Origin of the sequence: Aquicella siphonis, from assembly GCF_902459485.1 — a bacterium.
In the GTDB taxonomy this organism is placed as follows: domain Bacteria; phylum Pseudomonadota; class Gammaproteobacteria; order DSM-16500; family DSM-16500; genus Aquicella; species Aquicella siphonis.
Map to the genome: position 1 here is coordinate 42,246 of NZ_LR699120.1, position 20,844 is coordinate 63,089.

Sequence of the window (20,844 nt, forward strand, 5' to 3'; positions counted from 1 at the left end):
AAATCTTTGCTGTTGATCTGTGCCGGCGCCCGGATCTAGAGTTTGAATGAAAGTGCTGCGAAGGCAAGTATGGTCGAGCCTGAAATATAGTTGATGATGCGCATCATGGTGTGATTAATGCTGCGGTGGAATATCCCTTTTATGCTTATGCTGAGCATGAATTCCCAAAGCGTTGAGCCAACCATGATTCCGGCGACGGTGTAAACGGCTCCATCATAGCCTTTATAGATGCTGCCAAGGCCTAGTCCGGCAAAGACCGCCATAAATGAAAATATCGTGACAGGGTTGGTGATGGTCAGGAAGAATGCGGATACGAATGCATGCATGGAATGGGTTTCCTGGGTCAATGGTGCATGCAGGGTTCGAATTGGTGAGCGCATCATGCCTATGCCGAGGAAAAGCAAAAAGAGGCTGCCCAGCAAGTGAATCCAGAATTGATAGCCGGTTAAAAAATCTGTAATTGCCGTGAAGCCAAACGCCGCAATTGAACCGTAAACACCATCAGCAAGCGCGGAGCCGATCGCAGTGACCAGGCCGATTTTTATTCCATAGTAGAGGGTGCGCTGTATGCATAAGATACTGATGGGACCCATAGGCATTGAAATGACCATGCCCAGGATGATTCCTTTAAAGAAAAGCTCAGACATAGGGGTGTTCACCGTTTAGGATGGAGCAAATCATAACACGATTTGTGAAATAGCGCTGACAAATTCCCACTCTTGCAGCTGCCAGCATGACAACATGCTTCACTAATCACAAGTATTTGTATTTAATATATTTTTGTATGAGGGCGCGGTGGCCAACCCTGGCCCTTTGGTCTGATTTGCAGCGGCTGCCAGTCAGCTAGCCGCGGAGATTGCGCAAATCATGCAGGGTTTCAGTGACACCGGTTTCATCCAGTTTTTCCAGTTGAGCCCGTTCGCTGGCTGTCAGTGCCGATTCGGCATTCTGAAGAGATATCTGTGGAATGGATTTGCCGAGGTCGTGGGAATTTTCCATAGGCACAGGATGGGTGTTATTGATAAATTGTACGGGTTTTTGCTTCATTAAATATCTTTCTCCTGGTTTTGCCAGTAAGCGAGTCAACAACCTGCCAGTCGTCATTTTTAATCCCTCCAGCAAAGTGCTTCCTTTCCTGAGCTTACCCTGTTTAGCGGCAAATCTCAAAAATGAGAGCGGATGGCCGGCGGGCCAATGCCGTGAGCTTCCTAACGGGCAGACTTATAAAGTGACGGCTGGCTTTCTTCTTTCCAGGCCGGGCGTGGTTTTCTCCAGCATGAGCTCAAATGCCGTTCTGGCCGCTTCATCGTGCTCGATGAGCGCGCGGTAAACAGATTCATTTTTAATCTCCAGACCTGATCCGGGCCGGTACACGGCGTAAGCGTGATTATCGTAATCATTGATGTCGTGGATTTCCTGGCCGGGATCGACGAAGACGATTTCCTTGTTGCCATAATCCTTGAGAAAATGGTCAACGGTCGCGGGCAAGGATATTTTATCAGGGTCAGGATACATTGTATCCGGAGAGGTGGCGGATGTGTTGACATGAGATTTTTTGACAAATTCCAATAAACCAGGCAGGTTGCACACGATTACTTTTTCGTGATGACAATGAAAGATAGCAATCAGCGCGGAGCCTTTTGCTGACTTATGGATGATTTCATAAGTATCGTGCAAGGTCATGACGATGTCTTTTCCGCCATGTTTATCAAGAATACGCGGAGCGGTTTTGCTGGTGAGTGACTGACTTCCCAACACGGCTGAAACCGGCGGTAATCGTTCTTTTTTATCCTGATAACGCTCATAATTTCCTTTGACAGCCAGCGCTGGCGGATAAGAGGTCATCGCCACCCTGACTTTACCGCCTAATTTTGTGCCGGTGATGAGTTCATCATCGGTCGGTGCAACGGCTTCCATGAAAACATGAGGCGCGGAACCATGTTGTTCGACTTTTTTTCCGATCAGCCGTATGGACAAATCCGTTATTAGCCGGGCTTCATCCTGAGTCAGCAAACCTCTTGTGATGGCGTCGTTTCCAATGTACGGATCATCAAGCAATAGCAATCGAAAAGTGTCGGTGCTGATTCTCGCGAAATCAGTAAGCGATAAACCATATTTAGACTTGAATTCGGCAGCGAATTGTTTGGCGACGGATGATTTTCCGGTCGCGATTCCGCCCGCCATGACTTGAGTCAGACGGTGATGCGCCGGGAATTGAGGTAACAGCAGGATTTGTTGACGGTCTTCGCCATGCGGATCCAACGCGGTCAAATGCTGAATTAATAATTCCTGATGTATGGTTTCTGTAATGATTTTTTGTATGGTTTCTTCGTAGATATTACGGAGAAAATCATCCATGACAATTTTGGTTGCCAGATGCTTAATGATGTGGGCATCGTATCCCTTGCTGGCGAGACGCTGCATAATGATGTTTCTGACACCCAGATAATGCTGCGCCCTTGGGTCATCGGAAAATTCAGTGCGTTGGTGCCGGTGAGCCAGGTCATGAACAAGTGCTTCGTTTTCTTCAGCGAGCTCTAGAAACAGTTTATGATTTTGAGCGATGTTAGGCTGTATCAATTTATACAGTTTCTTGCAGGTATTGAGATAATCGGCATCATCTTCGGTCTTGATTTCTGTTGCGACCATTGCGCCAAGATATTGCAAGCCCATTCGTTCTGGTTTGAATACAACAAGATCTTTAGCCGCACGGTTTTGCTGTTCGGGGTTTTTTCCTCCAATTGCACGATAGATAGCGCGGACTTCACGCAGACACCGCGTGATATACTGCGGATTGGCGAGGGTAAATTGAAGGTCTGATGGTAATTTGAAGTTATCATCTTCCAGTATGTCGCTGATACGAAAAGGCGAAGTTGTATGATGCCAGGCGTGTACAGAATAATGGCGTTTTGCCATAAAAAATGGCGACGATAAAACGCTTGAGCTGCCGGGGCGGCGGGTTGAAACACGAGGTTTGGCTGGCGGTTGCTCCGGGGGCGTAGATTTTCGCTCAGGTTCGGGTGCGCTGCTGACAGTGACGACATTCCATCCGGGTACGGCTACAGAAGTAAACCCGGGTAAATCCAGTGGCCTTGGCATTTGGATGCGGGGATCCGCGACGCGGGGCTTGCTCTTGCGGGCAGGTTTCGGTGCGCTGGCAGGTTTTGCTGGGGGCAAAGGATTAATTGGTTTTATGGCAGGGGCAGGATGCGAAGGATTTGCCCGCGTCCTTACGCTTCCAATAAGGGAGATAAACCGATTGCGCATGCACGTGCCTCGTTTTGCCTTAAATGTCTGTATTAATTTTGGGCAAAATGATAAATCATGAAGCTTAAGAGAGCCTTAAATAAATGGATATGCCATTGAGATTGTTGGGCCATGTGGAATAATGGGCATCATGAATGTACAGGCGAATATATAATACAATGAATAATTGAATATTTTAAAATGACAGGGTGTATATGTCCCCACGCATAGTTGAACTCATCCCCTATCAGCAAGCCTGGTCTTCTCTTTATCTGACTGAGTCAGGGCTGTTACGCCAGACTTTGAGCTCGAGGCTGCGATCTGTTTATCACATAGGAAGCACTGCCATTCCTGGAATGGCCGCGAAACCAGTGATAGATATCCTCGTGGAATATGCGTGTCTGGATGATATGCATGCGATTGAACAAGCCTTGGCCGCCCTGGGCTATGATTGTCTGAGGAAAAATATAGTACCGCATACGAGTTTTTTTACTTCGAAACAGAATGAGGCTGTCCGCTATCATTTGCATCTGTTTCCTGAAGGTGATCCGCAAGTAAAACGACATGTCGCGTTTCGCGATTATCTTATCCGGCACCCGCAAGAGTATGACCGGTATCAGCGATTAAAACAGCAATTGGCGGCCCGCTACCGTGACAATATTCATGAGTATGTCAAAAACAAGAGCCAGACCATTCAAGATATAGACAGCAAGGCAAAGCGCTGGATAGAGCAGCGAATCCGATTTTTACCGCCTGACCCCCGGGCTCTAATCAAAGAATGGACGCAAGATAAAATACTCCTGGCGATGGAAGCAAATCTAAATGTGCATATGACACATTTTTCTCAATACATGAAAACAGTGCAATTGATACGCGTCCCGGATTTTACCATCGTCAATTCCGGGTTGCAGGATGATACATTTAATTATGTCGTGCGGGCGGATTTCAGCGCGCGGGATGCATGCAGTAAAATCAGGGAAGTAAATTCGTATTTTGACCATGGCAGTTTGCCATTTACCTGGTGGGTTAGTCCCCATGATCAGCCGCGCGATTTGGCATGTTATCTGGAGCGATCGGGATATCAGAATACCGAAAATAATCCGGCCATGTGGCTGGATCTTGAATCCTGGCATGGTGACCTCAGCGGACAACGGCTGCGGCCGCCGGCCGAATTATCGATTGTCCGGGCCCTGGATCAACAGACATTACTGGATTTTGCCCGCGTACTGAATGCTTCCCCGTCAGCTTTTGATCAATATTATATCTGGCTAGCGGAAGTGATTTCTGCAGAGGATCCGATTGAATATTATGTGGGATATGTTGACAATAAACCCGTTGTGCGCGGCCTGGCTTGTTATTATGCTGGCGTTGCCGGATTATATTGGCTGTCTGTGCCGGTTGCATACCGAAGAAGGGGCTACGGGACTGCCATGCAGCAGTTTCGCTTGATGCGAGCCAAGGAAATGGGATATCGAATGGCCGTGCTGCAAGCGTCGCAGGAAGGGTTTCCCTTATATAAACGTCTCGGGTATAAAGAATGCGGTTTATTCAGAGAATACAAGTTGAAATGAAGCAGTAAGGTTGACATGCATATACATTATATTATCCATGCTCCATTTGAAAAATTGGGGACGATTGAAAGCTGGATAAACAAAAACCAATTTTCCGTGTCCGGCACCCATGTTTATCGTGGTGAAGACTTGCCTGCTGTTGAGGATTTTGACTTCCTTATTATCATGGGCGGGCCGCAAAGCGCCCTGATGCTGGAAAAATTTCCTTACCTGCAAGCCGAGGTCGATCTTATCCAGTCAGCAATTGCTGCAAACAAGGCTATTCTGGGGATTTGTCTGGGTGCCCAATTGCTTGGAATTGCATTGGGCGCGAAGGCTGAGCCCAGCCCGCATCGGGAAATCGGAGTCTATCCTGTTGAGGCCACTCCGGAAGCGTCATCGGATCCATTATTCAAGCAATTTCCTGGGCAGTTTGATGTTATGCACTGGCATAGTGACATGCCCGGGCTGCCGGATAAGGCTGTCTTGCTGGCAAAAAGTGCCGGCTGTCCTAGACAGGCTTTCCGTTATGGTGACAGGGTTTATGGATTTCAGTTTCACCTGGAGTTGACACCCGAAAACATCAAGGAAATGGTGAGGCATTGTCAGAACGAGTTATCTCCCGGCAAGTATGTTCAAAAGAGTGAAGAGTTGATACGCAGCGACTTATCCGGCATTAATCTGAAAATGCATAAGGCTCTGGATCATCTCGCGGATTGTATGCAAGCAGGCAAATCAGTTCGATAAGAAGTCTGCCTCATAAATGTGATTCGGGTAAAAATGCAATTATCTGGAAAAAAAGAAGAGAGTATCGATATGAGAAAAATGATCAAGACAATATCCACTATCCTGTTATCGACGATATCATTTGGAGTGATGGCTGAAAATGCGCCTGATCAGCCTGATGAATGGGTGCAAAAAACCATTACCTCTTTCATGTCCAGGAATCATATTCCAGGTGTCGCGGTGGAATTATATACTGACGGCAAATTGAATGAATATTATTTTGGCTATGCTGATCGTGATAAAAAAGAACCTGTTACCCGAAAAACCATTTTCGAAATAGGATCGGTTTCCAAAATCATGGCCAGCCTGCTGCTGGCCCAGGAAGTGGATTGGGCTAAAATGAGTTTTAACGATCCTGTTACAAAATATATTAAGGATTTGCCGGAAAGTTATAAAAAAATCAAATTACAAGACTTGGCGACTCACACATCGGGGTTGCCATTCGATCTGCCTGCAGCAGTCAGCACCCCGGATGAACTGAAGCAATATCTGGATACCTATACGCCTGATTCGGATCCCGGTGAGGAATGGATTTATTCCAATGTTGGTATCGGACTGCTGGGCAATGCGCTTGAAAAGTCTACGGAACGAGATTTCGATGATCTATATCGCCGTCATATCCTGAATCCGTTGAAAATGGTAACCGGTATTTCCGTTCCCAAAACACTGGCGAAGTACTATGCAACAGGTTATGACAAAAATGGCGATGCCGCTCCTCATATGACAGCCGGATTGTTTCCCGCTGCTGCGGCAGTCAAAGCTTCCGCAGCGGATATGCAGCGGTTTCTCAGCGCGGCAATCGGGTTGCCAGGCACACCGCCGCGTGTCTTTTATCCCATGCGCATGACGCAATCTGTGTATGTGAAAATGGGCGGTGATTATCAGGGATTAGGGTGGCAGATTCACAAAATTGAAGATGAAGACGTTGCAGGTCTGCTTAAAGTATCTGACGCCAAAGATTTTGGCCCCATAGACGTACAGGAAATTTATAGCAGACCGCCTTATAATGGCGACGCACTGATTGACAAGACCGGCGCAACAAACGGTTTTCGCGCTTATATCGCTGTGATACCTAACAAAAAATCGGGTATTGTCATCTTGACTAACAAATATGTTCCCAACAGCGCGATTGTAAAAACTGCCAGGGAAATATTGTTCAAGTCAACCAAATTGATGTCATAAATGTGCCTGAATGGGTAATATTACGCTTTTACTCTCAACCAGGAGAGAAAAGTGGGATTTCAGGATTCAATATTTGGAAAGCAGTATCTCTGCTTTCTAATCAAAGGAGAAGCGCATGCCCTGGGCGCATTTGCGTGAAGTTATAAAAAAATATATTTCAGCGTATAACCATTTTGATATCGATGGAATGATGGAATGTTTCGCTGATGAATGTGTTTTCGCGGCTATTTCCGGCGGCAGTTGTTCGATATCTTGTCAAGGCAAATCACAAGTTCGCGAATTGGCGGCACAAAGTGCCATGTATTTTCTCGATCGCAAGCAGCAGGTTAAGAACTGGATTTTAAGTGATAATCAGGCAGCCATAGAAATACAATATCGGGCAACGCTGAAAAAAGACTTGCCCAACGGCCTAAAAGCCGGGGAAGAATTGAATTTGCTGGGTGTGTCCGTTTTCCGCTTCGAGAACGACAAGATTATTGAACTCAGGGATTATAATTGACGTCTTCGTCATGAAAAATCTGAACATACAATCCAATAACCTATGGCTGCTGACTTTGAGTTATTCCACCATCATCGTCATCGCCAATTGGTTTGATGCCCGCCTGATTAAAATTGTGAACTTGGTTACAGATGCCGGGACGCTCATTTTCCCGCTGACATTTTTATTATCCGATTTGATTACGGAGGTTTACGGATATAAATATGCCCGACGGGCAATCTGGTGCGGATTTCTGTTTAATGGCTTATTCATTGTGTATGGGCAGATTGTGATTCATTTGCCGGGCCCTGATTATCCAAATAACAATGCGCTATTCGATGCGGTAATGACCATGAATACGAGAGTATTACTGGCTTCCGCAATCAGTTACATATGCGCTGAACCTTTAAATTCCATCATCATGGCAAAACTCAAACTGCGCTGGCAGGGGCGCGCCATGGGGGCAAGATTCATTGCATCTACGGTGGCTGCTTCCGGATTGGATAGTTGGATATTTGGAATAATCGCATTTTACGGCATGATTCAGATCGAACATCTGCTCTCCCTGATCCTGACAATGTGGCTGATTAAGGTGATGGTGGAAATCACGGGGCTGCCAATATCCGTGTCTCTTGCTGCCGCGCTCAAGCGCGTGGAAAAGCTGGATGTTTATGATTTACATACGAAATTTGGCATCTTCAGCCTGGATACACACTACACGTCCGGCGAAAATCGCTATCTTAAAGCGCCAGGGAAAACGGATTGAACCGGGTTCCTACATCGTAATAATCAACATTGTCTTTACGTTTCAGATAATTTGCCATTTTGTAAGTCAGCGGAATGGCGCAGGCTTCATATATGACTTTAGCGAGATACATGGTGAAAATAATATCCCAGACAGCCGAATAAGGTATAAGAGAAAAAAAGGCGATGTGGGTAAAGAGAATGGTGTCAATTCCCACACCTACAGATGTGCTGGCCAGCGCGCGCAGCCATAAATGTCTTCCTGACATCAGAATTTTTAATTTGGCCAGTAAGATGGAGTTGGAGAATTCACCAAAAAAATAAGCGACTGTTGAAGCAATAAAAATCCGTGGTGTTGCCTGGTATATAAGTGCGTAAGCTGCCTGATCGTGCCAATCGGGAGAGGGTGGAAGATAGGTGGTTAGCCAGGCTCCCAGCAAGACGATCAAATTGGCAAAAAGCGCAGACCAGATGATGCGTCTGCTGATTTTGAAACCATAAACTTCAGTCAGGATGTCATCAAATAGGTAAGTAACCGGAAAAAAAACCAGGCCGGCCGGGAAGGTAAAATGACCCACGCTGACCAGTTTGAATGCCGCCAGATTTGATAGGATCAGAAAGGCTGTGAAAAGTGTTCCCACCAGGATAACACTGTCCTTGACGGCTGGTTTGATATGGTGCAGGCGTGTCAGAAGTTCGATATCCTGAGTCTGTTCAGCTGCATGTAGAGCGGCGATGCGTGAGGCGTCTGCTGGGGAAAACAAGCGCAGCCAGTCAGGGTGATAAAGTTCTCTGACGGGCAATTCGGTGATCATGCCCTCTTTTACTGCCTGAATTCTTGCTGTTATCACGCCTGCGTGAAATGAATCCGGATTGCAACTGATGAAGCGGTACTGGTTCACGAGAGCCACTCATTTATTAAAATGAGCGCATTCTAAACAATTTCTAACCGCGCGTCACGTGCAAGCTCTGGGTGCGGGGATATCAACGACTGAATACCCGGTCACTTTGCTATTTTTCCATCCTGGTGGTAATTTAGCACCCTCTGGTAATCACACTCTTAATACCGGTAAATAAATTGATCACGGGGATATCACACATGGCCATCAGCTGTAAGCCTACCGACTATCATGAGCAAGCCGGTTATTTTTCCCGGTTGCCCGAATATTCCATTGAGTGCGGGACGGATTATCTCGCCGTGAAGGATGCGCCTGCGCTAATTGGCAACTCGGGCCCGGTAAAAACAATACTGGATTTGGGCTGCGGGACCGGTCTTGCGACAAGATATCTTAAACGCCATTTTCCAGATGCGGTCGTTATCGGCGCTGACATAAACCAGTCCATGCTGATGCAGGCTAAGTCTTCCGATCCGCAGGGTATATATCTGCATCTGCATCAATCGGGCGGTGTGGTCCATTATTCAATCCTGCCCGATACATTTGATGTTGTTGTTTGTTCGTTTGTATTTCATGAAAATCAGAAATTGAACGACCTTGAACATTTTCTTCAAAGTGTTTCGTCATTATTGCGTACAAATGGATTACTTCTTGCCTGGGATACTTACAGGAACTTGTTGAAGGGCTCCTGGGTGAGTGTGGAAACTCTGTATCCGCAGGCTGGCGAGATACAAGATGGTGAACGTTATTCTGTCAGGCTGTTACCAGCGGGCGCGGTTGTTTCCGGAAGCTATTGGTCTCCTGAAACTGTACAACAGATCGTGTTGAATCAGTGTTTTCAAAAGACCAGCGTACATTTCCCCGTGATGGAAAAGGGTACCGGACTGGCTTGGAAAGATGAAACCATCATGGCGCCTTACTATGTTCTTGAGGCGTACAAATAACCAGGCTGACCCGGAGCGTGACATATTTCCTGTCTGTCATTAGACGAGTGCGCTTTTTCCCTCTTCAACCGCAGCCGGCGGTTTTTTAATCGTGAGAAGCCAGGCTCATGTTTTTTCCTGTCGTCATCAATTGCGCCAGATCGACGTGATTTAACAGCCATTGCACGCGTATGAATACAATGACCGCGCCGCTTGCGATTCCCAGAGTCAGACCCCACCAAATACCTTTTCCTGAAAAATGCCATACCATCCCGAACAGATAAGCCAGGCTGAGTCCTATGATCCAGAAAGATACCAGGGACGCATACATGGGGAATTTTGTGTCCTTTAAACCGCGCAACGCGCCGAAACCAATGATTCGAAAGTTATCGAACAGCATGAGTATCCCGCCAATGCCTAACAACATGGCGCTGTCGCGCAGCAGCAAGGCGTTTGCGGGATTTTTGATATCCATATCCAGGCTCAGAAAGAAATAAGGAAAACAGTTCAGCGCCAATGCTACCAGGGCGATGCAGATAAAATTTAAAACCATGCCTACATAAATGGCAAGGCGTATGCCGGTCAAATTTTGTCTGCCAACACTATGGCCTACCCTGACTGTGACAGCCTGAGACATGGCGAAAACGATAGTGATCGCAAAACCCAAATACTGCATAACGATTTGATGCGCAGCGAGCATGGTGGTGCCGAATCGCGCAATCCAGAAGGTGGCGAATGTGAACGTGCTGACTTCAATGACATGCATGCAGCCCATGGGCAGGCCAATGCGAATCAATTCCATGATCCGGGTCAGATCAATGCGGCAACATCCCTGAAGAATGCCGAAGGATTGATAGTATCTGGACTTGACGAGATAGCAAGTCAGCAGCACAGCCACGGTGGAATAGGTTGTTGCGAATCCATAACCTATGCCCGCCACTCCGCATGCGGGCAAACCTAGCTTGCCGAATATGAGAAGATAGATGAGGGGTATTTCTATAGGTACAACAAGCAGGCTGATTCTCAGTACCAGTTTTGCCTGATTGACACCCGCGAGAAATTGTTCGCAAACGATAAGAGTGATCAGGCCTGGAATTGTCCAGATCAAAGAATGCATGTATTGTACTGCCAGCGCCAGCACAGCGGGGGGTTGTGAAGTGTATCGCAGGATGATAGGCATGCCCAGCATAAGAATGATCATGACTGCCGCAAGCAGAACGCCCAGAATGAATGCTTGCCCCATAATATCACTGATGGCCCGGTAATTTTTCGCGCCAAACTGGTGAGAAACGAGGACGCTGATGGAATTTAAAATACCAAAAAACAACACTGTCAGTGTCATCCAGATCATGGAGACAAGAACGCTGGCAGCCAAGGCATCCTGACCCAGATGCGCAACCATGGCGGTGCCAATGAAACCGCTGCAGGCATAGATCAACTGGGAGGCAATTAAGGGAATGCTGAGAGAGAAGGTTTCCCGTATCTCACTCCTGACTGAGTGAAGAAAATTGTCGTGAGGCATAAATATACAACTCGCTTGTGATTAAAGTGATGACAAAGCTATAGGATCAAGCTTTTAAGGATGAAACTTAGCGGCGTTGTATGTTCTTCATGGCAATATGCCTCAATGTAGGGCATTCATTATACCCGAATATGGCTTGTTGACAAATGTAAATTCGGTTTTTTTAAAAAATGACGGATACCTATCCTGCAAGAAAGACAGGCATTTCTTGCGGACCTGGTCAGGCGTAACGATATGGAAAGTGATAACTCAATAAAAATATGAGAAAATAGCCAGATTAGGTCCGTGTGAGAGAGGGAGAAAATAAATTCATGCATTACATAGACCACTTCGGCGAGAAGTCATCAGATTATCTGCAGTTTAGGCCAGATTACCCGCAAGCACTATACCAGTATCTTGCCGGGCTGGTCAGCAAGCATGATCTGGCGTGGGACTGTGGAACCGGAAATGGTCAGGCTGCTTCCAGGCTGGCGGATTATTTCAAGCAAGTTATTGGCAGCGATATCAACCAGGCTCAGCTGGATATCGCCATAAAAAAGGAAAATGTTAACTATTTCTGTTGGCCTTCGGAAAAAACCGATCTACAGAATGCATCGGTGGATTTGATTACCGTCGCGCAGGCATTGCATTGGTTTGATCTCGACAGTTTTTATCAGGAAGTCAAACGGGTGGCAAAATATACCGGCATTGTCGCTGCGTGGTGCTACTCCCTGGGATTCATCCATCCGGATGTGGATATTTTCATCAAGAGACTTTATTCGGATGTATTGGGGGCGAATTACTGGCCCAAACAGAGAGAATATATTGATAATGAGTACCAAACCATTCCTTTTCCCTTCAAAAGAATCGAATCGCCCGCATATCATATAGAAAAATCGATGAATTTCACGCAACTGATTGGCTATCTCAATACCTGGTCCGCTGTGAAGGAGTATCAGCAGCTGAACCAGGAAAATCCCATTAATCTTATTTTTGCTGATTTACAAATGGCATGGGGAGACCCGACGGCGGAACGGGTAATGACCTGGCCGATTCATTTATTGGTGGGTCATGTCTTTTGATCCGGTGCGTTTTCTTCACGCTGACACTCCGGTATTAAAACTGCGCTGGGAGCGGCTTACTGCTCACTATGATCTGAATGCCGCCGAGGCAGGGAAATTAATACAAGGCTATGTGCCCGACCCGATTGAGCAGATCATTTTGCTGTCAGAAGGCTGTGCCAACAGTAATTTTAAAATTACTTTCAAATCAAATCACCCTCCATTAGTGTTGCGGCTTTATCTTAGAGACAAGTCCGGATTAATAAATGAACTCAATATCTATCAATTTATTAACAGCCGCATTCCGATGGCAGAAATGTATTACCATGACGGCCGCTGCGAAATCTTTCCCTATCCTTATGCCGTATTTGAATGGGTTGAGGGTGCTCTGATGCGGGAGGTTATTATGCGAGGCGACCAACAGGCAATTCAGGAATGCGCGTATGACGCAGGAAAAATCGTGTCACAACTGCGAATGATGAAGTTTGATCAGGGCGGTTTTTTTCAGGAGGATTTCTCTGTCAGGCCATTTGGTGTGGAGGAACAATATATTCCCTACGTTCAAGCCTTATTGGACTCTTCCGATGTGCGCCGAGGATTAGACAGTGAACTTTTATCCCGAGTCATAGCCTTCATTGAAGAAAACAAGGGTCATCTGCCTGATCATCAACCCGCGAATTTGACGCATGCGGATTATGATCCGGCCAATCTGTTGGTCAAACAAGACAAGGGAAAATGGAAAGTAAGCGCGGTCCTGGATTGGGAGTTTGCTCTTGCGAGCACTTACCTGTTGGACGTGGGTTTATTCTTGCGTTACAGCAAGCGTTTGCCGGGTTACTATGAGACAAGTTTTATACAGGGTGTAGAATGCAATGGCAGTAAGCTGCCGCCAGACTGGAAAATTGGCGCAAGGCTTATGGACTTACTTTGCTTGCTGCAGCTGCTTTATTATAATCCCCCTCAGAAACGGCCTTATCTTAACGCAGATGTGGTCAGTTTAATAAAAGCGATGGTTCTTGAATAGCCATGATCAAGACGCATGCCGTATCTCCGGGGAGACCGTATATATGAAAAAAATCAGCTTTGCCAGTGATAATTATGCCGGGATCCATCCCGACATTCTAAGGGCAATTTCAGATGCAAACCGGCATCATGCACCGGCTTATGGGTCTGACGAATATACCGCGAGCGCCATTGAAACCTTCAGGGAGCATTTTGGCGCGGATGTCGAGGTGCATTTTGTATTTAATGGTACCGGGGCAAATGTAACGGCACTGGCTGCCATGAATGCAAGTTATCAGGCAGTGATTTGCTCTGACAAGGCACATATACAGGTTGATGAATGCGGCGCGCCAGAAAAATTCACCGGATCCAAATTACTCCTGGTGCCAACATCGAATGGTAAAATTACTGTGGATGGAATACGCAGGCAATGGCGCCGATTGGGAGATCAGCATTATGTGCAATCACATATCATTTCCATCAGCCAAACGACGGAACTGGGCACGGTTTATACTCCTGATGAAATCAGGGATATAGCAGATTTTGCGCACTCCCATCAGATGTATCTTCATATGGATGGAGCACGCCTCAGCAATGCTGCTGTTTTTCTGGGTCTGGATTTGAAATCCATTACAAGAGACGCAGGGGTGGACGTGCTTTCTTTCGGCGGGACAAAAAATGGCATGATGATAGGGGAAGCGGTCGTATTATTTAATCGTGCCATCAACGGAAATTTCATGTACATCCGTAAACAAAGCATGCAGCTGGCATCAAAAATGCGCTTTATCTCCGCGCAGTTTCAGGCGCTGCTGACCAACCAGCTATGGCAGAAAAACGCAGCGCACGCGAATGACATGGCGTTGCTGCTGGCGGAAAAATTATCCGAATTTTCTGATATCAAGGTTACACAATCCGTCCAGGGAAATGCCATATTTGCCATCATGCCTGAAGTACTGATCACTGAGTTACAGAAAAAATATCATTTTTATGTGTGGGATGAAGACAGGTACGAGGTGCGCCTCATGACATCGTTTGACACGGAAGCAGCTGACATCGAGGCATTTGTGCGGGATATACGGGAATTACGCACCGCATAACGGGTGTCAGGCAAACAGTTGATATCGCATGAGCTTGATAATGTGGCGTAAATAATCAAATGAAATTTTCATATTCAGCTTGCTCTTGCCGTGGCTGCGTTGCGAAAAATGAATGGGAATTTCACGAATATTTTTACACCGGCATTTGATCATTAATTCCAGCCCGACTTTCCAGCCAATCGGCTCCAGAGGATCGCCCGACAGGAACAGGTCTTTCCTGAAAGCTAAAAATCCGGATAGCGGATCTTTTACAGGCGCCGTAAGCAGCATTCTTGCTATCAGTGCCGCGGTGCGGGATGTGATTTTCCGAATGAAGGGCCAGTTATGATCACTGCTGCCGCCTGGTATATATCGTGAGCCTATTACCATGTCCGTGCCGGTGTCAGCCAGCATTTCGAGCATGGCGGGTATGGATTCGGGCGGATGGCTTAAGTCCGCATCCATAGTGACGATGAGAGGATGCCGCGCATTTCGAAAGCCGCATATCACAGACTGGCTCAAGTCTCTTTTTTCAGTACGGACAATCAGCTGAAGCCATGGATAAGCGAATGCAAGATGGTGGACGACATTGGCAATGCCATCCTGGCTGTTGTCATCAATCAATAAGACTTCAAATTGTCGGCCGCCAAAATCAACATTGGCGATGCGCTGTGCCAGATCGGGGATATTCCTGGCTTCACAATAAGTAGGAATGATAATGGAAAAGCTGGTATCCCGATTGTTATCCATACGAATGATCCTGGTAAAAATGAAAAATGGCTGGCATATTTAGGCTGGTGCAAATTTTAGTAATTCCCGGCCGTACAGCGTTAATCAACGATCACTTTATTCGATCTGACTGGTGATTACAATATTTGCCAGGATGCGGGCGGATTCAAACGGGCGCTTCGTCAAAAAGTGATAGAAAAGTTGCCTAAGATCAGGTTAAATGTCAGCTATTCGAGCCGTGCAACAGTTGCGGCGCCGAAAACCGCACGACCGGGACCAAGGCGCTGGCAGAGCGTATTGTTTAAAAAGCTTTGCTAGGTTTGGGCAAAAAACAGGATTAACTCAGAATGGAATTTATCAAAAAAACAATCTTGCGGTTACCCATATTCAGGCCATTCATTCAGATAATTTTTTTACTTTCACTGGTACTGGTTGTTAATCATTCCGTTATCGCATTTAACCTGATGTACCCTGAGCAGCCGACAATTTACCTGGCTAATCAGGGTATCCACAGTCTGGGCGATTTATTGAATATTTATCTGCATCCCAAATTGCTGCACACAAACATTCCCTTTTTCAGGCCGTCAGGACATTTTCTGATTTATCAGATTATCACGCCGCTGCTCGGCTGGCATAACACAAAAGCATTCATTCTCATCAATTTGTTTTTCTTGTCTATGACTGGATATTTTCTCATTCGGCTTTATTCGCGGCTATTTCCTTCCTATCGATTTGGCGGGTGGGTTGCATTCAGTATTTATCTGATGCATCCTGCGCTGAGTATATCTCGTCTCACCATCATGCATTTTGAATTCGCTTATGTCTTTTTTCTGACGCTGTCACTTTATTTGTTTGTGGTCTTCTGCGAAAAGAACACCTTGTGTCCGTGCGAACGTGAACACCATCCTGCGCGCATACAACCCGACGTCATCCCGTTCAGACATTATTTCTTGTTTTTTGCTTCACTGTTTTTGTATGTGCTGGCGGTGACATTCAAGGAACCGGCCGTCATGCTGGGGCCGGTTCTGATGTGTTATTTTTTAATACACTTTTATACCAGACAATCGCCATGGCGCTATTTATACAGGCTGGCTGGACACAGGGATGCACGAAAGGTGATAACCATCATCACATTGACGAGTGCGGCGTTGGGAATTTATCTTTTGGCATCCTGGCCAGGGCTGGAATACGGAGTGAAAAATGTGAATTACCGTCATACACTAGGGACGGTTAATGCATTTTTGAAGGATGTATTTGGCGTCACGCACGATTATATCCCATCGGGTATTTTGGCGTTCCCGGATCTCGCATGGCGCACGATTATTTTCACTGCTTCCGCCCGTCTTTTGATCTGGGCCCTGATCTGGGCTGCTCTGCTGGGTACGCTTGGTGTCTGGATTTATCGTTCGGATGATTCGATGGTTTATAAAAAATCCCTGGCGTTCCTCTATGCTTCATCTATTCTGTTTCTGGTTCTGCCTTTTAGCTGGGCAATGGGTGCGCCTTGGCATTACAGCCTGACGCTGCTTTGCCTGAGTGTGATCGCGGGATTTTGTGTGGAGCGGCTGGCCCACAAAACTATCGGAAAGTATGCGTGGGTCAGGCTGTTATGCCTTTCTCTGTCCTTCTGTATATTGTGCGTTGCCTTTGACGTCAATCGTGTCAATATCGACAAATACGCCAGCTTGGCAAACGGTTCGCTAGGACTCGCTCTCAACCGGAATGCAGTACTGCGTCCCCCCGCTATCAAAAGCAGGCTGAATCCGGACAGCCTGCTGGTCATAGAAGACAGTTTGTTGCATAACGATTATCTGATGGGTAATTCGGCGTATCCGTTTCTTCTTTTTCTTGGAAGCGGGGAATATGAACTTCTTGAAAATCGTCAAAAGAAATTTTATCTCTCATTTCATCATACATATAGTGGAACACTGTTCAGATATGCGTATCTCATGCCTGGATTAAAAGAAGAGGTTTATCCATTTCAGATTGAAAGAATGGAAGAAGTGCCGAATGAAATACTTTATAACTGGTTGCTGCATTACAATAATATTTTTGCTTTTGGTTATGATAAACAAGGTGTCTGGTATGACAAAAGCCAATTATTCAAGCAGCGTGTGCTAAAAGAGGAATCCAGCCGCCGCCTGCGTGTTAATGCCTACCATTCGTTTCGAGCGGCGATGATGCCGAAAATGGCGTCATATATACGGCAGATACCGGTTCCGGATGAACAATTGTGTCGATTTACCTGTGATCAGGATGAGAGCTGCCGCGGATTTTTATATCAAAACACGGTTGTCAATCAGCATGTAATGATGCAATGTTATTTTTACGAGTCTGCTTTCACACCGGGTGACCTGCCTTGCAAGGATTGCCTGGCATTTGTGAAAGAGGAGACCAAGAAGCCACGCGTCCTGGTTTGAATAGGGAAGCGGGTACAAAATGCCCGGATGACGTTTGGCATTTCATGCCGGCATGGTGACTGGCTGGCAGAGTAATCAATGAATCAACAAAAGGATATTGAGCATGAATGCAGACCTGATCAACATTGGACTTGCGTTTATCGAAGGATTTGCCTTGATTATCTCGCCTTGTATTTTGCCGATACTGCCCATCATTCTTTCCGGATCACTCGCCGGCAGCAAATCCAGGCCGCTGGGCATTGTGACAGGATTCATCATTACTTTTACCGTGGTTACGCTTTTTTCACGGGAGATTGTTCAGTCAGTGCATGTCAGCCAGGATTTGATTCGAAACTTTTCCTATGGAATATTGCTGTTGCTGGGCGTGGTGATGATGTCTAAGACACTGACGGAAAAATTCAATCTCCTGACATCGCGGTTGACCAGCGTAGGCAGTTCGATAGAAATCGTCAATAATCCGCAGGGCGGTTTTTGGGGAGGCGTTTTATTCGGCGGCCTGGTTGGCATCATATGGACGCCGTGCGCAGGGCCTATTCTTGCGGCCGTGATCGTTCAAGTTGTGGTTCAGAAAACCACTTTTATCAGCATTCTGATTGTTACCGCCTTTGCAATCGGGGCGGGGCTGCCCATGTTATTGATCGCCTTGATTGGCCGGGGAGTGATGACGCGCATCGCCGTGTTTCGTGAATATACTTCATTATTCCGCCAGGTACTTGGCCTGATAATCGTTTTGACGGTTTTGTACCTGATCTTTTTTCCAGGAACAGGACTTCCATCCGGGCCGGAAGAGAGCCGCGATAACGTGCGCGTCAATTCGCTGGTGAACGGGCTGGAACATCCTTATCCTGCGCCGCAAATTACCGGGATTGATGCCTGGATTAACTCTCCGGCACTGAACTGGAGCGATTTGAAGGGAAAAGTTGTGCTGGTGGATTTCTGGACTTATTCATGTATTAACTGTATTAGAACCTTGCCGTATCTGAAGGACTGGTATGCCAAATATCATGATCTGGGATTTGAAATTGTGGGAGTGCATAGTCCGGAATTTCAGTTTGAACACGATGTCAACAATGTGAAAAATGCAGTGGCGCAATTCGGAATTCATTATCCTGTTGCGCTTGATAATCGTTTCGTATCCTGGCAAAACTTCAAAAATCAATATTGGCCGGCGCATTATCTGGTGAATAAGGAAGGCGAAGTGGTGTATGTGCATTTCGGCGAAGGTGAATATAATGTCACTGAAAATAATATTCGTTATCTTTTAGGCATGAATGAGCCTGTCCAGGCCGCCAGGGAAGCAGAGGTTTATTCAACAAAACAGACACCGGAAACCTACCTGGGTTATAAGAGGGCGGATCGTTTTGCCAGCCCTGAATCTGTCACAAAGGATGCGCCTGCCAACTATACCTATCCTGAGACTTTGAAATTGAGTCAGTGGGCTCTTGGCGGAGAATGGATAATTTCTTCTGAAAAAGTCACTTCGTCCAAAGCAAATGCGTCGGTCAAATTACGATTTTACGCCAATAAGGTATACATGGTGATGGGTGTGTCAAAGAAAACGCCGGTCACTTTGACTGTCTTGCTCAATGGTAAAAAAATGACTGAGGATTTCGGTCCGGATGTTGTGAATGGTCAATTGCAAGTTAATGAAAACAAGTTATATTTTCTCGTTGACTTGAAGAAGGGAAATGAAGGCCTGCTGGAAGTAATCGCAGATGCTCCGGGGCTGGAAATATATACATTCACATTTGGCGGTATATAAGTTTACATGTGCATGCGGTGTTGCGGAATCAATGGTGTTGATGACTGCGCGGATGCGTTAAATGGACTGCTGGAAAACATTCCCACAGACAGCAGTCCGGTGGGATCTGTTCCGCGCTCACTGTCATTCTCCGTTGTTTTTCTGAAAGACGCCAGGCTCTCTTTGAATGTCAGCGTCTTGAGTGAGCTGCTGCATCCATCCAGCCTTAGTTTTTCAAGCGCAAGCAAGTCTTTCTCATCTCCTGAGTGATTTGCGTTGGCAATTTGCACGCCTGCCCATAACGCAACCCAGAATTCATATACAGGAATCAAAATTTGAAATAGCCTGTCATTTTCAGGCGCCTCCGGCCCATAATATAAAGCCAGCATGCGCTGCGTGTCCTCCCGGGAGAAACCTGCTTCCACAGCCAGGCATACCAGGTCCCAAATCGGAAGGTTATTTCCAGAATATTCCCAATCAATCAGATACATTTTGCCATTGGAGCACACAAAATTGGATGGCGTCGTATCATTATGACAAGGTCGTTTGGGCAGTGTGAGGACAGAAAAAAGCTTTTCCACGTCTTCCATGGTCTTGGCTAGTTCTTGATATCTCGAGAGTAATGCATTGCCATGATGGCTGATAATGTCCAGCATGATCCGGTTTCTCGAAAAAATATCCACATCGTTTTTGAACAACTCAGTGGATTGATGTATTCGCCGGAGTGTATTGATTGCGGCTTCCAGGTAGAGAGGTTCTTTGATCAGGCTGGATGTCATGGGGACAGGATCTTGCAGGTAGGCGGTGACCTGGGATCCGTTAGCAGGATCAAAGTATGTGATCACAGTATTGATTCCGTATTTCATTGCAATGGCCGCATTCCAGTATTCCGCGGAGCGGTCGATAAAAAGCCGTGTTTCACGCCCTGGAATCCTTGCCACATAAGCTTGCCCCTGGATGACTAGTTTAAATGTGGAATTGGTCAGTCCACCGCTTAAGGGTGCAAAATCAAAATCCTGGAATGTTATCCTGGTAAAAAAATCACACTTTTTTAAAGTGGATTCGAATATTTTCGTGCGTAACTTCATTTTAAAGACTGCATCCCGCCAGGTACGGTTTACTTGTTCGGCTAATCGCAATGTGGTGCTGCCAGTCATGGAGAGAATATAAGAGACCAGGTTTTCAGTTAATGGAGGATTAGCTTCGCCAAATAATTTTGTCATCTGCATTTACCCTGTTTCTGGTTGTCTTCTAGAGGGAATTCTACCTGCTAAGCTGAAACTGTCTATTGGGAAGTGTAAGAAGTTTCATGCGAATTGACGGTAATCCGTACTGTTTGCAACAGAGTGTCATTATCGCAAGGGATTTTTAATATAGCGATGCGCTGGTATGGAGCATGGGGTTCCGAAGCGGCATGAAAGTTTGATTCATGTGGGCAAAGCTTATACTATCTTCAATCAATCATGAACAAACGGGTCGAATCGGGAATGGTTCGCCTCTTCTCCCGGG

18 protein-coding genes are annotated in these 20,844 nt (G+C 46.3%); 11 read left to right on the forward strand and 7 right to left on the reverse strand.

Going from position 1 to position 20,844, the window contains the following annotated elements; translation table 11 throughout:
• Nucleotides 1–35: 35 nt before the first annotated feature.
• The 3 genes from AQULUS_RS11385 to AQULUS_RS11395 all read right to left on the reverse strand — a co-directional run bounded on the left by AQULUS_RS11385 (nt 36) and on the right by AQULUS_RS11395 (nt 3,099).
• Nucleotides 36–647 carry a LysE family translocator gene (locus AQULUS_RS11385; RefSeq protein WP_148340393.1) on the reverse strand — a complete coding sequence of 204 codons (612 nt, stop codon included), beginning with the start codon at nt 645–647 and terminating at the stop codon, nt 36–38.
• A 196-nt stretch (nt 648–843) separates the two neighbouring features.
• Entirely contained in the window at nt 844–1,104 is a 261-nt protein-coding gene (locus AQULUS_RS11390) for a hypothetical protein (protein WP_172622856.1), read from the reverse strand.
• A gap of 117 nt (nt 1,105–1,221) precedes the next feature.
• A complete protein-coding gene (locus AQULUS_RS11395) occupies nt 1,222–3,099 on the reverse strand; it encodes a hypothetical protein (protein WP_148340395.1) in 1,878 nt (625 codons plus the stop codon).
• A 362-nt stretch (nt 3,100–3,461) separates the two neighbouring features.
• On the opposite strand from AQULUS_RS11395, the gene AQULUS_RS11400 reads away from it, so the two are divergent.
• From AQULUS_RS11400 to AQULUS_RS11420, 5 genes are all read left to right on the forward strand, one after another.
• Entirely contained in the window at nt 3,462–4,817 is a 1,356-nt protein-coding gene (locus AQULUS_RS11400) for a bifunctional GrpB family protein/GNAT family N-acetyltransferase (RefSeq protein ID WP_148340396.1), read from the forward strand.
• Between the two features lie 15 nt (nt 4,818–4,832).
• Nucleotides 4,833–5,543 carry a homoserine O-acetyltransferase/O-succinyltransferase family protein gene (locus AQULUS_RS11405; protein WP_148340397.1) on the forward strand — a complete coding sequence of 237 codons (711 nt, stop codon included), beginning with the start codon at nt 4,833–4,835 and terminating at the stop codon, nt 5,541–5,543.
• Nucleotides 5,544–5,612: 69 nt separating this feature from the next.
• Nucleotides 5,613–6,764 (forward strand): serine hydrolase, encoded by a 1,152-nt coding sequence (locus AQULUS_RS11410; RefSeq protein WP_172622857.1) that lies wholly within the window; start codon nt 5,613–5,615, stop codon nt 6,762–6,764.
• A gap of 115 nt (nt 6,765–6,879) precedes the next feature.
• Nucleotides 6,880–7,263, forward strand: coding sequence for a nuclear transport factor 2 family protein (locus AQULUS_RS11415; protein WP_148340399.1), 384 nt, complete (start codon nt 6,880–6,882; stop codon nt 7,261–7,263).
• A gap of 10 nt (nt 7,264–7,273) precedes the next feature.
• A complete protein-coding gene (locus tag AQULUS_RS11420; protein ID WP_148340400.1) occupies nt 7,274–8,008 on the forward strand; it encodes a queuosine precursor transporter in 735 nt (244 codons plus the stop codon).
• On the opposite strand, the gene AQULUS_RS11425 is transcribed toward AQULUS_RS11420, so the two are convergent.
• Nucleotides 7,983–8,888 carry a queuosine precursor transporter gene (locus AQULUS_RS11425; protein ID WP_232051918.1) on the reverse strand — a complete coding sequence of 302 codons (906 nt, stop codon included), beginning with the start codon at nt 8,886–8,888 and terminating at the stop codon, nt 7,983–7,985. The two genes, AQULUS_RS11420 and AQULUS_RS11425, sit on opposite strands and share 26 nt — an antisense overlap.
• Nucleotides 8,889–9,085: 197 nt before the next feature.
• On the opposite strand from AQULUS_RS11425, the gene AQULUS_RS11430 reads away from it, so the two are divergent.
• Nucleotides 9,086–9,826, forward strand: coding sequence for a class I SAM-dependent methyltransferase (locus AQULUS_RS11430; RefSeq protein ID WP_148340401.1), 741 nt, complete (start codon nt 9,086–9,088; stop codon nt 9,824–9,826).
• A gap of 85 nt (nt 9,827–9,911) precedes the next feature.
• Here the strand turns inward: AQULUS_RS11430 and AQULUS_RS11435 are convergent, their stop codons facing one another.
• Nucleotides 9,912–11,327 carry an MATE family efflux transporter gene (locus tag AQULUS_RS11435; RefSeq protein ID WP_148340402.1) on the reverse strand — a complete coding sequence of 472 codons (1,416 nt, stop codon included), beginning with the start codon at nt 11,325–11,327 and terminating at the stop codon, nt 9,912–9,914.
• A 311-nt stretch (nt 11,328–11,638) separates the two neighbouring features.
• On the opposite strand from AQULUS_RS11435, the gene AQULUS_RS11440 reads away from it, so the two are divergent.
• The 3 genes from AQULUS_RS11440 to AQULUS_RS11450 are packed head-to-tail and all read left to right on the forward strand — an operon-like array spanning nt 11,639 to nt 14,466.
• The gene (locus AQULUS_RS11440; protein ID WP_148340403.1) at nt 11,639–12,388 is read left to right on the forward strand and encodes a class I SAM-dependent methyltransferase; all 750 of its coding nucleotides are present in this window, start codon (nt 11,639–11,641) and stop codon (nt 12,386–12,388) included.
• Nucleotides 12,378–13,391: a phosphotransferase family protein gene (locus tag AQULUS_RS11445; protein WP_148340404.1), complete on the forward strand. Its 1,014-nt coding sequence runs from the start codon at nt 12,378–12,380 to the stop codon at nt 13,389–13,391. Before AQULUS_RS11440 ends, AQULUS_RS11445 begins: the two co-directional genes overlap by 11 nt.
• A gap of 43 nt (nt 13,392–13,434) precedes the next feature.
• Nucleotides 13,435–14,466 carry a threonine aldolase family protein gene (locus tag AQULUS_RS11450; RefSeq protein ID WP_148340405.1) on the forward strand — a complete coding sequence of 344 codons (1,032 nt, stop codon included), beginning with the start codon at nt 13,435–13,437 and terminating at the stop codon, nt 14,464–14,466.
• A gap of 6 nt (nt 14,467–14,472) precedes the next feature.
• On the opposite strand, the gene AQULUS_RS11455 is transcribed toward AQULUS_RS11450, so the two are convergent.
• Complete coding sequence (locus AQULUS_RS11455; RefSeq protein ID WP_148340406.1) at nt 14,473–15,195, reverse strand: polyprenol monophosphomannose synthase; 723 nt, start codon at nt 15,193–15,195, stop codon at nt 14,473–14,475.
• Between the two features lie 326 nt (nt 15,196–15,521).
• Between AQULUS_RS11455 and AQULUS_RS11460 the strand changes: the two genes are divergently transcribed.
• Both AQULUS_RS11460 and AQULUS_RS11465 read left to right on the forward strand, forming a co-directional pair.
• Nucleotides 15,522–17,594 (forward strand): hypothetical protein, encoded by a 2,073-nt coding sequence (locus AQULUS_RS11460; protein WP_148340407.1) that lies wholly within the window; start codon nt 15,522–15,524, stop codon nt 17,592–17,594.
• Nucleotides 17,595–17,697: 103 nt separating this feature from the next.
• The gene (locus AQULUS_RS11465) at nt 17,698–19,356 is read left to right on the forward strand and encodes a redoxin family protein (RefSeq protein WP_148340408.1); all 1,659 of its coding nucleotides are present in this window, start codon (nt 17,698–17,700) and stop codon (nt 19,354–19,356) included.
• Between the two features lie 2 nt (nt 19,357–19,358).
• Here the strand turns inward: AQULUS_RS11465 and AQULUS_RS11470 are convergent, their stop codons facing one another.
• The gene (locus tag AQULUS_RS11470; RefSeq protein WP_172622858.1) at nt 19,359–20,558 is read right to left on the reverse strand and encodes a choline/ethanolamine kinase family protein; all 1,200 of its coding nucleotides are present in this window, start codon (nt 20,556–20,558) and stop codon (nt 19,359–19,361) included.
• Between the last annotated feature and the right edge of the window lie 286 nt (nt 20,559–20,844).

Coding starts and splice junctions, on each gene's coding strand:
- AQULUS_RS11385 (WP_148340393.1), bottom strand. CDS start 647: ATGTCTGAGCTTTTCTTTAAAGGAATCATCCTGGGCATGGTCATTTCA.
- AQULUS_RS11390 (WP_172622856.1), bottom strand. CDS start 1,104: ATGACGACTGGCAGGTTGTTGACTCGCTTACTGGCAAAACCAGGAGAA.
- AQULUS_RS11395 (WP_148340395.1), bottom strand. CDS start 3,099: ATGCCAAGGCCACTGGATTTACCCGGGTTTACTTCTGTAGCCGTACCC.
- AQULUS_RS11400 (WP_148340396.1), top strand. CDS start 3,462: ATGTCCCCACGCATAGTTGAACTCATCCCCTATCAGCAAGCCTGGTCT.
- AQULUS_RS11405 (WP_148340397.1), top strand. CDS start 4,833: ATGCATATACATTATATTATCCATGCTCCATTTGAAAAATTGGGGACG.
- AQULUS_RS11410 (WP_172622857.1), top strand. CDS start 5,613: ATGAGAAAAATGATCAAGACAATATCCACTATCCTGTTATCGACGATA.
- AQULUS_RS11415 (WP_148340399.1), top strand. CDS start 6,880: ATGCCCTGGGCGCATTTGCGTGAAGTTATAAAAAAATATATTTCAGCG.
- AQULUS_RS11420 (WP_148340400.1), top strand. CDS start 7,274: ATGAAAAATCTGAACATACAATCCAATAACCTATGGCTGCTGACTTTG.
- AQULUS_RS11430 (WP_148340401.1), top strand. CDS start 9,086: ATGGCCATCAGCTGTAAGCCTACCGACTATCATGAGCAAGCCGGTTAT.
- AQULUS_RS11435 (WP_148340402.1), bottom strand. CDS start 11,327: ATGCCTCACGACAATTTTCTTCACTCAGTCAGGAGTGAGATACGGGAA.
- AQULUS_RS11440 (WP_148340403.1), top strand. CDS start 11,639: ATGCATTACATAGACCACTTCGGCGAGAAGTCATCAGATTATCTGCAG.
- AQULUS_RS11445 (WP_148340404.1), top strand. CDS start 12,378: ATGTCTTTTGATCCGGTGCGTTTTCTTCACGCTGACACTCCGGTATTA.
- AQULUS_RS11450 (WP_148340405.1), top strand. CDS start 13,435: ATGAAAAAAATCAGCTTTGCCAGTGATAATTATGCCGGGATCCATCCC.
- AQULUS_RS11455 (WP_148340406.1), bottom strand. CDS start 15,195: ATGGATAACAATCGGGATACCAGCTTTTCCATTATCATTCCTACTTAT.
- AQULUS_RS11460 (WP_148340407.1), top strand. CDS start 15,522: ATGGAATTTATCAAAAAAACAATCTTGCGGTTACCCATATTCAGGCCA.
- AQULUS_RS11465 (WP_148340408.1), top strand. CDS start 17,698: ATGAATGCAGACCTGATCAACATTGGACTTGCGTTTATCGAAGGATTT.
- AQULUS_RS11470 (WP_172622858.1), bottom strand. CDS start 20,558: ATGACAAAATTATTTGGCGAAGCTAATCCTCCATTAACTGAAAACCTG.